The organism is Nibribacter koreensis (assembly GCF_039541795.1).
GTDB classification, from domain to species: domain Bacteria; phylum Bacteroidota; class Bacteroidia; order Cytophagales; family Hymenobacteraceae; genus Nibribacter; species Nibribacter koreensis.
Map to the genome: position 1 here is coordinate 638497 of NZ_BAABGX010000002.1, position 11306 is coordinate 649802.

9 protein-coding genes are annotated in these 11306 nt (G+C 50.1%); 6 read left to right on the forward strand and 3 right to left on the reverse strand.

The genetic code is table 11. The features are described 5' to 3' along the window. Nucleotide 1: 1 nt before the first annotated feature. Nucleotides 2-775 carry a diaminopimelate epimerase gene (dapF, locus tag ABD880_RS09950; RefSeq protein ID WP_345165286.1) on the reverse strand — a complete coding sequence of 258 codons (774 nt, stop codon included), beginning with the start codon at nucleotides 773-775 and terminating at the stop codon, nucleotides 2-4. A gap of 235 nt (nucleotides 776-1010) precedes the next feature. Between dapF and ABD880_RS09955 the strand changes: the two genes are divergently transcribed. From ABD880_RS09955 to ABD880_RS09965, 3 genes are all read left to right on the forward strand, one after another. After that, complete coding sequence (locus ABD880_RS09955; RefSeq protein ID WP_345165288.1) at nucleotides 1011-1898, forward strand: class I SAM-dependent methyltransferase; 888 nt, start codon at nucleotides 1011-1013, stop codon at nucleotides 1896-1898. Nucleotides 1899-2415: 517 nt separating this feature from the next. Continuing rightward, nucleotides 2416-3345 (forward strand): Ppx/GppA phosphatase family protein, encoded by a 930-nt coding sequence (locus tag ABD880_RS09960; RefSeq protein WP_345165291.1) that lies wholly within the window; start codon nucleotides 2416-2418, stop codon nucleotides 3343-3345. 27 nt (nucleotides 3346-3372) lie between these two features. Next, complete coding sequence (locus tag ABD880_RS09965; RefSeq protein WP_345165294.1) at nucleotides 3373-3855, forward strand: hypothetical protein; 483 nt, start codon at nucleotides 3373-3375, stop codon at nucleotides 3853-3855. A 437-nt stretch (nucleotides 3856-4292) separates the two neighbouring features. Here ABD880_RS09965 and ABD880_RS09970 read toward each other — a convergent pair whose 3' ends face one another. Further along, a complete protein-coding gene (locus ABD880_RS09970; RefSeq protein ID WP_345165296.1) occupies nucleotides 4293-6647 on the reverse strand; it encodes a hypothetical protein in 2355 nt (784 codons plus the stop codon). A 413-nt stretch (nucleotides 6648-7060) separates the two neighbouring features. Next, entirely contained in the window at nucleotides 7061-8602 is a 1542-nt protein-coding gene (locus tag ABD880_RS09975) for a DUF4139 domain-containing protein (protein ID WP_345165299.1), read from the reverse strand. Nucleotides 8603-8812: 210 nt separating this feature from the next. Between ABD880_RS09975 and ABD880_RS09980 the strand changes: the two genes are divergently transcribed. The 3 genes from ABD880_RS09980 (at nucleotide 8813) to ABD880_RS09990 (ending at nucleotide 11241) form a co-directional block, all read left to right on the forward strand. Then, the gene (locus tag ABD880_RS09980; protein WP_345165302.1) at nucleotides 8813-9871 is read left to right on the forward strand and encodes an Ldh family oxidoreductase; all 1059 of its coding nucleotides are present in this window, start codon (nucleotides 8813-8815) and stop codon (nucleotides 9869-9871) included. A gap of 121 nt (nucleotides 9872-9992) precedes the next feature. Beyond that, nucleotides 9993-10508 carry a hypothetical protein gene (locus ABD880_RS09985; RefSeq protein ID WP_345165305.1) on the forward strand — a complete coding sequence of 172 codons (516 nt, stop codon included), beginning with the start codon at nucleotides 9993-9995 and terminating at the stop codon, nucleotides 10506-10508. 52 nt (nucleotides 10509-10560) lie between these two features. Beyond that, the gene (locus tag ABD880_RS09990; protein ID WP_345165307.1) at nucleotides 10561-11241 is read left to right on the forward strand and encodes an ion transporter; all 681 of its coding nucleotides are present in this window, start codon (nucleotides 10561-10563) and stop codon (nucleotides 11239-11241) included. Nucleotides 11242-11306: the final 65 nt, after the last annotated feature.

An 11306-nucleotide genomic window follows, 5' to 3' on the forward strand; every position in this document is an offset into this window, starting at 1 on the left:
GTTAAGCGAGTGAGATTTCGCCTTTGAACACCTGTTCTGCCGGGCCAATCAAAAAGACGTTTTTGAAGCCCTCGCCCTCCTGCTCAAAGCTCACCTGCAACTCACCGCCCAATACCTTAATGTGCACCGGACTGGTAAAACCTTCTCTACTTGCCGCCAGGGCACAGGCCGTCACGCCCGTTCCGCAGGAGAAGGTCTCATCCTCCACGCCGCGCTCATAGGTGCGCACAAACAGCGTGTTGTCTGGCTTCTGCTCCACAAAGTTCACGTTGGTCCCCTCGGCCTTGAACCGGTCTGAATACCGGATGGCGCGGCCTTTCCCAAATACGTCCAGGTCGTGTAGATTTTCAACGGTTTTCACGCAGTGCGGCGAACCGGTGTTCAAGAAACAAGCGTCTTCTAACTCCTCAATGCTATCTACGTCTTTCATCTGCAAGTGCACTAGGCCATGCTCTACGGTAGCGCGGTGCGGACCATCAGAGGCAATGAAATAAGCTTCTGTCTCAATCACGCCCATGAACTGCGCGAAGGCCACCAGACAACGACCACCGTTGCCGCACATGGACCCCAGCTTGCCGTCTGCGTTGTAGTAGACCATCTCAAAGTCATAGCCTTCCTGGGTCTGCAAGAGCATCAGTCCGTCGGCGCCCACGCCTTTGCGGCGGTCGCACAAAAAGGCCACCTGCTCCTGTGTCAAGGAGATGGAACCGTTCAAGTTGTCTATCACCACGAAGTCATTGCCGGTGCCCTGGTATTTATAGAAAGTGAGTTGCATGGAAGTAATGTGCTAATTTTTTAATGTGCTGATGTGCTAATTGATTTGAAAATTTGGAGATGTGCAGATTTGAAGATGTTGCTCCGTTGTAATTCCTATATACGTTTTTAGGCTACTTTCTGGAAAACAGACCAAAAACGATTGAAACAACTCTTCACTCTAAACTTTTAACTCTTAACTAATCAATGATAACTGTTTCCCCTACCTTTGCAGGCTACACCACAAAGACAAAGATATGTATTCTTTCCTGACCACTAGCGCCTGGACCGATTACGAACTGATTGACTGCGGCAACTTTGAGAAGCTGGAGCGATTTGGCGACTACATCTTGGCCCGCCCAGAACCGCAGGCCGCCTGGGACAAGCACCTGCCCGAAAGCGAGTGGACGCGTCTGGCCCAGGCCACGTTCAAGCGCGAGAAAGGCAATCAGGAAAAAGGCCAGTGGTCTTTGAAGAAAGGCATGGCCGAGCAGTGGTTCATCAACTACCGCTACAATGACCTAAAGCTGAGGTTCCGGCTGGGGCTTTCTTCGTTTAAGCACGTGGGCTTGTTCCCGGAGCAGGACCCCAACTGGCAGTTCATCTTTGACCGCACCCGCGCCCTTCCCGGCAAACAGAAGGTCTTGAACATGTTCGCTTACACCGGCGGTGCTTCTCTGGCGGCCAACGCAGGCGGCGCCGATGTCACCCACCTGGACTCTGTGAAGCAGGTCAACTTCTGGGCCCGCGAGAACATGGAAGCCAGCAATCTGGACAACATCCGGTGGATAGTAGAGGATGCCATGAAATACGCCCGCCGCGAAGTGAAGCGCGGCAATAAATACCAAGGCATCATCTTGGACCCTCCCGCCTACGGCCGCGGCCCCGACGGCGAGAAATGGCTCTTGGAAGAACAGCTCAACGAACTCATCAAGCTCTGCTCCCAACTGCTGGACCCTGAGCACAACTTCTTCGTGATTAACCTCTACTCGCTAGGCTTCTCTGCCTTGATTCTGGACAACCTGATTAGAGCCTCCTTTGGGAAGACCGTGAAGAACGAAGAACTAGGTGAGTTGTATCTGCAGGATAAAGGCCAACGCAAACTGCCGCTGGGCACGTTCTTTAGGTTCAGTTCTGTGAAGTAGGATTTATTGCTGGTTGTTGATTGCTTATTGTTGGTTGCTTATTGTTGATTCCCTACAGAAAGTTGTCAACCAGCACTATTCTCCCCTCGTTGTCATCCTGAAAGGACCTTGTGGGCGAACTAAATAAGCAGAAGCTACACGTAATCATGCCTGCTTCTCTTGATGGAGAAATTCAATGGCTGGTTTCATAGACTCAGACATTACAGTTTGTCCACAAGGTTCTTTCAGGATGACAGTGGAGGGGAACTGTTTCTGGATGACAAGAGTGGGAAGCTGATTCAGAAAAACTATTTATGAAAGTTATGAAAGCCGTTTTTGGTCTGTTTATCAGAAAATAGACCAAAAACGGCTTTCTTTGTTAATCAAGAACGGGTATTGTAACGCCATCAGAAATACTTCTAACTATACGCTAGCTTAGAGGTTCTACTTTCGTACAAACCCAATTGGTGGCAAAACAGAGACAAGCTTGCTCAACCACCAATTCTTAATTGTTAATTTTTAATTCTTAATTAAATAGATGCGTCGTTTAGCTCTCATAGACCTGGGTACCAACACCTTTCACCTGCTCATTGCCGAGATTGCAGACAGCGGTGAGCGGACATTTTTATACAGAACCAAAGTACCGGTGAAGTTGGGCCAGGGCGGCATCAGCAAAGGGGAAATCACGTCAGACGCTAGAGAGCGTGGTTTGGCCACGCTTAAAGACTTCAAGAAGATTATTGAAGAGCACAATGTCACCGAGATAAAAGCCACCGCCACCAGCGCCATACGGAATGCCAGCAACGGCATGGAGGTGGTGCAGGCCATTAGAGAGCAGACGGGCATTGAGGTGCAGGTGATTTCTGGTGCCCGTGAGGCCGAACTCATCTTCAAAGGCGTGCAGGAAGCCTTGCAGATGGGCTCTAGCCCGGTGCTGGTCATGGACATTGGCGGCGGAAGCGTGGAGTTCATCATCGGCTCAGACAAAGGCATCCTCTGGAAGAAAAGCTTCGAGATTGGAGCCCAGCGCCTGCTGGACAAGTTCTTTCACCATGACCCTATGTCTGCCGGCGAGGTGAAAGCTGAACGCCATTACCTGCACGACCAATTACAGAAGCTTACCGCGGCCGTGCTGCAATGGCAACCAGACGTTTTGATTGGTTCCTCAGGCACGTTTGACACGCTCATAGACATGGACTTAGCCAAACGCGGCCTCCCCGCCCGTGATGAAAATGCCTCTCCGGAGAGTGACCTGACCTTGGAGTCTTTTCAAGTACTGCACAAAGAATTACTTACCAAGAACCGCGCAGAACGCCTCGCCATCCCGGGCATGCTGGAAATGCGCGTGGATATGATTGTAGTAGCTACGGTTCTAATTGATTGGGTGCTTGAGAAGTACAACATGGAGCGCATCAGGGTTTCTTCTTATGCGCTTAAAGAAGGTTTGCTGGCGGAAATGTTGAAGTAGTAGTTAAAAGACAGCTTCAGTTACAACATGGCCTTAATCCTTAGAAACACCAACCAAGTAGAATTTCATACAAATCTCACTGAAATAGTTGAGCCATTTAAAAAGGAATTTGCTTCACTTAATTGGCTTCTGACCAATCAGGATTACACACTTCTGGATTATCCAGAAAAAAGCCTGGTGGACAAACTTGACCATGAATCCGATAGAATAGAATTTGCTGGGCCTGAACTTTTGGATATAATCGAAAACAGGTACATCCAATTTATTTGGGGCGTGTTTTGCGGCATCAGGGGCAAGATTCCCAACTTAGAGAAAAATGAATTGCCATATGCGGACTGTAATGCAGAAATCTGGACGGAACCTGACCAATTCCTATTAGCAGAATCTGAAATAGAGATTATCTGTTTTGATGGCTCTTATACAATAGTGAAGTTTCTGGACAAAAAACTTGAAGAACGTTTCAAGGAAAAATTCACAGACGCGCAGTTATTAAAGAAAAGCGCAGGCTAGCAGTGAAGATTGCGTTTTTGGCCTCTTTCCTAGAAAACAGGTCAAAAACGGATTACCTCAGTCCCTTCTCCCTCAGGGAGAAGGTTAGGATGAGGGGGTTCGCATTTCAGATTCTGTAGAGACCAGGCACTGCCTTGTCTCCTGCGCATTGCTGATTTATTTGATGAAAATATTTGCTTTTGAAAACACCCCTCTACTGAGCTCCGCTCGGTGCCTCAAACTCTCGTTTGGGCAATCCTTAAGAGGAGAATCCTTTTTAATAAAAGCAGTTTATAGCTAGCCTACATTGTCATCCCACTACCCCCTTCAAAGGGGGACGGAATGCGAGCTAATTTCTGGAATAGTTTTTATTCAACTCGAATAAACACCAACGAATAACGCTTTAAAACAAGAACGGCCTCCCTTAGTAAAGGAGGCCGTTCTTGTTTATGATAAGCTTAGGTCAGTTTCTTGAATTTCTTCTGATAGGCTTTGTTCAGCTTTTTCAGGTCTTTGTTGCCGGCGGTGTAGGTTTCTGCCAGGGCTTTGTAGTTGGCCTTTGGATTGGCTTGGGCGTCACGGGTGGCCAGTTGCTCGCCTACCAGTTCCTGCAACTTGTTCAGGTTGTAACCAGAGTAGTCCAGCACGATTAAGCGCTTGAGCAGGTCAATGGCGGCTACCGGTTCTGAATGGGCGGCGGCGTATTTGGTCACCTCGGCGATGAAGGTTTTGTTGGCGTGCTGAACTCCAAAGTTCACCAAAGACGCATGCACCAACCCGAAGCGCACCAAATCCGCATCCTGGTACTGCTGGCCTGCCTGTAGGTAGGTTTGCACGGCCTCGGCCATTTGTCCTTTACTCACCAAGGCATCTACCTGAATCAACATCTCCTGATAGCGGGCAGGTGCGTCAATGCGGGTCAACTCTACGTCTGCGGTAGCACTAGAGATGGCACAGCCGCTGTTATCTCTGGCACTCGCAATGGCTTCCTCCAAAGCATTGACGGCCAGGTAAAACTTCTTCTCAGAGCTCAACTGCAAAGCAGTTCTGTAATGCTGGTCATAGGCGGTTTGGGCATTCTGGCATTCTTGTGAGAAAATGCGCTGGCTCAAGCCTCTGAACTTCACATCCAGGTCTTTGTCGTTTACCAGGCCGTATTTCACTTGCATAGCAGACACCTCTCCGGCCGCGGTGCGGGCTTGCGCCAACAAGTTACCCAAAGCCTGATTCTCAGCCACGGCAATTTTAGCTAAAAGCACCGGCTTGGCTGCTTGGCGGGTCAATGAAATTGCGTCTGCCTGCTCATTCAACTGGTAATCCAGGGCTTTGTCTTTGGCTTTCTCAAAGGCGGTAAGCGCGTTGCTGTACTGCTTGGCTTGCAGGGCTTTTCTGCCGTCGGCCATGAAGTTGGCGTAGTACTGTTGCTGTACCTCACGCATTAAGTTGCGGGCGTCTATGTCATCGCCAATGGCGGTTTTGTTCTGCTGCGCGAAAGCCTGGGCATCGCGGGCTATTTTCTCTGCTTGGCCTAGTTGCTTCTGAGCCAAAGCTTGTTGCCCTGCCTTTAGGTAGTTGTCATAGATACCGTTCTTGGCCTGGGCAATGCCCCTGTCCCACAGCTCTGGGTGGCAACGAAGGCTAGAGATGCTTCGGCAGAACTCACGGGCGTCTTCAAACTCTTGCAGGGCCTCGCGGTACTTGCCTTGGTTGTTCAGGCGTTCGCCTTCGCGCACGTAATCATTTTGGATGTCCAGGGCCAATTCCTGCGCAAACCGGTAGGTTTCTGGGTCTGGTTGCATGCCGTTTAAGATGTCGCGGGTGCGTTGGCCGGCTTCTTTCACGTACCCTTCCTTCAGGTCCAGTCTAGCCAGCTGCAAATGAGACGGCGCGAAGGCTGGGTTGGCCTGAATGGAGCGCATAAAGAAATCGCGGCCGGCGCGCAGGTTTCCGTTCATGGCCATTTCTAAACCACGGCTGTAGAAAATCTCTGGCAGGCGGGCGTACATCTGGTCCAAGGCCAGGGCGCGTTCCTTGAACTGATAGGCTAGGTCCTTCATCTTCCGTCTCAGTTGAATAGGGTCGTGCTGGTTCAGGTCCAGTTCGCGGTCTAGGTTCTTGCGCTCTAGGCGGTCTAGATTGCTTTGTAAAGCAATGAGACGGTCTTTGTGCTGGGCCAGGTAGTCTAGGTCATTGGGGTTGATGGCCTGCAGTTCTCTGGACAATTGCGCCAGACGGCCGTCCATTTCATAATACTCCTTCACCAAGGCAATGCGCTCACTTACCGCATTTCTGTTGCGGGAAGACAAATCCAGCACCCGGTCAATCACGCGTAGTTTATAGCCTTCAAAGGCAGAGGTATCTTGGATGGTAGTCTGCACCAAATCGGCAGAGCCTTCCTTGCTGATGTCTTTGGCAGACACAGTGAAGGTCTGCAACACTTTGTCCTCGCGGCCCAGCAACTGTACCTTGGCACTGATGACGCTTGGGTCTAGCGCCTCGGCCATGTCAAAGCCCCTATACAGCACCCGGTCCCGCACGCGCACGTTGCGTACCTGCACTGACAAAGTGATTTGCCCGTTGCCTTTGGTGATGCGCTCCTGCTGTTCAAATTCTATGGGTAGCACAATGCGATTGCCGCGTCTAGACGGAATCTCCATCTCCTCGGCCATTCTATTGAGGATTTGGTTATCAAGGCTAGAGATTGAAAGAGTTTCCTGGCGCTTTTGGTCATAGATAACCTTAGACTGCGCCATTGCCTGACCGCTCACCAGGAGCAAGGCAGTGAAAACGAGGAAGTGTAGGCGTGCTTTCATAATATTAACTTTTACTGATATTCATGCTAAGACAAATTCCGTTCCAGAAAATGCGGTAGCGTGAACCTCTATCCAGAAGATGCTAAAGAAGCCTCTCTGGTTGCTTGATGGGGCTTAGTTATTTTGAATTGATTGGTGGCGGCAAGTTCCGTTTTTGCCTTGAATTCTGAAAATAAGGTCAAAAACGAAACCTCCTTTCAAGCCGCTTGCTTGCGTGTTCTGTCGCCTTTGTTGGTGTTATCACCAACAAACCCAATGACTGGAGTTATCCAATGAGTGAGGCTATTCTGCTTGTTGGTGATAACACCAACAAGGGCAAGGAATTTACTATACAAGTTATTAGATACAATTCCTTAAGACAAACTTCCTTTTTTGGCCTGAATTCTGGAAATCAGGCCAAAAAAGGAGGTTGGCTACAAGCCGCTTATTCTATTGTTCTTAGGGTACTTGACCTCAAACCTGAGATTCTTTTTCACAGTCTCATTGGGCTTGAGCGTGACCAGCCAGGTGACTTTGCCGGTTTCCTTGTCCAGCTTACCGCCGTTGGTGTTTACCTCGCTCACCTCAATGTCTGAGTGCGTGCTGATGGGAATCTGATCTTCTACCGTGATGGTGACCGGCGTGCTTTTGGTGTTGCGCAGGCTTATCTCATAGCCGAACTGCTCTTTGATGTTACTGCCCAGCGTGGAGCGCTTCTGGAAGTCTTTCATGCGCTCGCGTTGTACTACCACGTTTTGGTCGCGGCCCAGGGAAAGCGTGAGCGTGTCTTTGGTCTGGGTTGGGTCAATCACCGACTTGCCCGTGAAGGTGCCGTCCAGGAAAATATTGGCCTCGCCGGGAAGCAGTTTCAGGTTCTCCCAGTTGGTGAGGTGCGCCACCAGAAAAGCGGTCGGGTCCAGTTTAGGCACGGTGGTATGAGCGTAGGCGGTGGTGAGGCTGTGTTGTTGCACGTCTACAGTGTGCGGCTCCCCGTCTGACGGCACGCTAAACGGAATCCCAATCTTGAACTCGGCGGCCAGCGTGGTTGCTACGGCTTCTGTGAAATCTGCAGTGCTGGTAGCTGGAGCGGCGGCATCTCTAGTCACGCCATATCCTGTCACTACTACTTCGTTCAACTGTCTTACTTCTTCGTCTTTCTTAATTACAGGGCGGGTAAATTTCACACTTCGTTTTATCAATGGAGCCATTTCCAATCTCTGCGGCTCTAATTCTGGCTTTTGTGCGCCTTCTGCTGGATTTGTGGTGGCTAAGGTCAATTGCACGTTGTCCCAGTTCACGCCGGTGTTCTGGTGCACGTTGGCTTTGTACTGCAATTGTACCGGACCTTGGGCACCAGTGGCCCTGATGTCGTAAATGGGTTCCCATCCAGCGTTGTACACTAGGTAAGTAACCTCTAAACCGACTTGCGTACGAGATGTGGCTTTCACGGCCACAATCACTTTACTCGTGGACTTTTGCCCCTGAACTCTTACTGTGTTGAGTTGATTGGCAAATCTGGTTTGACGCGCTTTGAGAATCTCCAGGCGTATGTCCACGGTTTGCATTTCCTTCCGGATGCTCAGCAAGCGGGCGCGGTAGAAGTCGGCTACTTCTTTGAGACGGGCGGCCGTGATGCCGGTCTGGGAACCGCCTATGCTTTGATTGGCCTGGAGCATAGCTTCTTCTTTCTGCAGAACTTCGCGCTGGTCGGTCAAGGAGCGTATCTGGCCGGTGTAGCTTTTGAGGGAGTCTTCCAGTTGTTCGGTCTCACGGGGCTTCTGCGAGCCTATTAAATAGTTCTGCTCATATCTAACCGAAAGCAAGGTGACACTTCCGGTAGGATTTACCTGCACGCTTCGTTCGTCTAGCTGGGATGGAAGTCCGTCCAATACTAGTTCGGTGACGCCCGCATCTACCATTCCTTTGCCCACGTTGGTGACTTGGGCGCGGTTCAGGAACACGGTGACGGCTTTCACCTGGGTGGTTAAGGATTCTTGTTTTTGGGCTAAAATTTGGAAAACAGGCCAAAAACAAAGGACGCAAAACAAGAGCGGGACACGAAGAGTTTTCATAAAGGGCAGAGCTGGGTTGGGAGATACTAACACGCGAATCATCAAAGCTAGCATTTCTGGATAAACTTTTTGCAGGTTTCCTTTACCTTTGGCGCTCTTACTTATGAAGTTCGCATGTATTCCTACCAACGCCTTTTTGATTTCACCCAGAAGATATTCCTGAGCATTGGCTGTCCCGCAGAGGACGCATTCCTAGCCACCGAAACCTTACTTTCCGCAGATTTACGGGGTATTGACTCGCATGGCGTGGCCCGTCTGGTGGGCTACGTGCGTCTCTGGGAAGCCGGCCGCATCAACCCCACGCCCAACGTGCGCATTGTGCATGAAACGCCCAGCACGGCCACGGTAGACGGCGACGGCGGCCTTGGTTTGGTGGTAGCGCCCAAAGCCATGCAAATTGCCCTAGAGAAGGCCCATAACGTGGGTAGCGGTTGGGTGAGCGTGAAGAACTCCAACCACTTCGGGATTGCCGGGTACCACGCCATGAAGGCCTTGGAGCATGACATGATAGGCCTAGCCATGACCAACGCCAGCCCCTTGGTGGCCCCTACTTATTCTTTGGAAAGACTCTTAGGCACCAACCCAATTGCCGTGGCGGTTCCGGCCAATACCCAACCACCTTTTGTCGCCGACCTGGCCACCACCACGGCCGCCAACGGGAAGCTGGAAATCCTGCAACGCAAAAACCTGGAAGCCCCGCACGGCTGGATTCAGGCCGCCGACGGTTCTTCTTCTACCAACCCCAATGAGCTCAAAGACGGCGGCGCGCTCTTGCCACTGGGCGGCGACACCGGCAGTCACAAAGGCTACGCGCTGGGCGCCGTGGTGGACATTTTCTCGGCGGTTTTATCTGGGGCCAACTACGGACCGTGGGTGCCGCCGTTTGTGAGTTTCCTGGCTCCGCCGGCTAATCCGGTGGGCGAAGGCATCGGGCATTTCTTCGGGGCCATGCGGGTAGACGCGTTCAGACCCGCCGATGACTTCAAACACCACATGGACAACTGGATTACCACCTTCCGGAACTCCAAAGCCAAAGACGGCCACCACGTCCTCATCCCCGGCGACCCAGAACGGGAGTGTGAAGCGATTCGGGTGAAAGAAGGTATTCCATTGCTTCCACCGGTGGTCAAGGATTTGGAAGGATTGGGCGAGAAGTTTGGGGTGACGTTGTAAAGTCGTTTTTGGACTGTTTTCTGGGGAATAGGCTAAAAACGACTTTACTTTCCTTCTGTCGGTTTTATGAATACAGAGTTCTCTAGGTTTTCTTGCCGAATTTAAATCACGAACATAACCAATGAAACATTTTCTACTTTGCATAGTAGCATTCGCTTTTCTCTCTTGCTCTGACGGAAAACACGCCGAGGTAGCTACAACTACTGCCAGCCCTGCCAAAGCTTCAGGCAATAAGAAGGATACAACCGCTACTCGTTCCTCATTGGAAGAAGAGTTACTAGAAAAAAAAGGGCTGATGAGGCTAGAGACCTTCACCTCAATTCCTGAAGAATTCATTGGGTGCGGTTGTTCATTCTTTCTTTCAAAAGAGGATAAGAAAGCTAGAAATTACATTTACCGTGACGCTGGTGATATTGCTATGTTGAATTTGAATGGAGTAATCCACTCATTTGACTACAAGGGAAAGCGTAAGAACAAAACTCTTTACGCCAATGATTCTATGCTGATAGAGGTAGATATTACCAAGACTGTTACTAGCGAAGAAATGGAAGAAACATCAGAAGTTGAAGGAACCTTCTCTCTCACAAAGGGGAAAGAGAAATTAGAACAAAAATTTGTGGGGTACTGCGGTTGTTAACTTACTAGCAAAGTTCAAGCTATCTAATGACGGTCCAACAATCTATTATATCATGCAAGCAACAACCATCAAGAAGACTTCACCCAAACTGGGCATCCTAAACATCATCGTCTTCGTGCTTTCATTATATGTGCTGGGTTCTCTTGTGGTAGACACGGTGTATGACTTGCCTGAGGAGACCTCTACCCTGCTCCACTACTTAGACAACGCCATTTGTGCTTTCTTCTTTATTGAGTTTTGCATTAGGCTTTACAGAGCCGAGGACAAGGTAAAGTTTATGCGCTGGGGCTGGATAGATTTGGTGTCCAGCATACCCATGGTAGACTTCCTGAGGGCCGGTAGATTGTTGAGGCTCATCCGAATATTCAGAATTCTGCGGGCCTTTAGAACTACTCAACACCTGTTGCACCATCTCTTTGCAAGCAAAGCGAAAGGAGCTTTTACTTCGGTTTTCATTGTGGCGGTATTGCTTATCATCTTTTCTTCTATTGCCATTCTACAGGTAGAGACGGACCCTAACAGCAACATCAAAACCGCCGAAGACGCTATTTGGTGGGCATATGTGACCATTACCACCGTGGGTTACGGAGACAAGTTCCCGGTCACTACAGAAGGGAGACTGATTGCCGCGGTGTTAATGACGGCGGGTGTAGGATTGTTTGGTACGTTCACGGCCTATGTTGCATCTTGGTTTGTTGTGGCCCCAGAGAAGGAGAGCAACAGCGCAGAGTAAAGGCATTTTGTGAGCACTCCTTAAAAGTTTAGCAAACACCCACGTAATATTCCAATCCTTTCTGC

Bases quoted from the DNA above. Each gene is read 5' to 3' on its own strand.
- ABD880_RS09955 (WP_345165288.1), top strand. From the start codon at position 1,011: ATGTATTCTTTCCTGACCACTAGCGCCTGGACCGATTACGAACTGATT.
- ABD880_RS09970 (WP_345165296.1), bottom strand. From the start codon at position 6,647: ATGAAAGCACGCCTACACTTCCTCGTTTTCACTGCCTTGCTCCTGGTG.
- ABD880_RS09985 (WP_345165305.1), top strand. From the start codon at position 9,993: ATGAAACATTTTCTACTTTGCATAGTAGCATTCGCTTTTCTCTCTTGC.
- dapF (WP_345165286.1), bottom strand. From the start codon at position 775: ATGCAACTCACTTTCTATAAATACCAGGGCACCGGCAATGACTTCGTG.
- ABD880_RS09980 (WP_345165302.1), top strand. From the start codon at position 8,813: ATGTATTCCTACCAACGCCTTTTTGATTTCACCCAGAAGATATTCCTG.
- ABD880_RS09960 (WP_345165291.1), top strand. From the start codon at position 2,416: ATGCGTCGTTTAGCTCTCATAGACCTGGGTACCAACACCTTTCACCTG.
- ABD880_RS09965 (WP_345165294.1), top strand. From the start codon at position 3,373: ATGGCCTTAATCCTTAGAAACACCAACCAAGTAGAATTTCATACAAAT.
- ABD880_RS09990 (WP_345165307.1), top strand. From the start codon at position 10,561: ATGCAAGCAACAACCATCAAGAAGACTTCACCCAAACTGGGCATCCTA.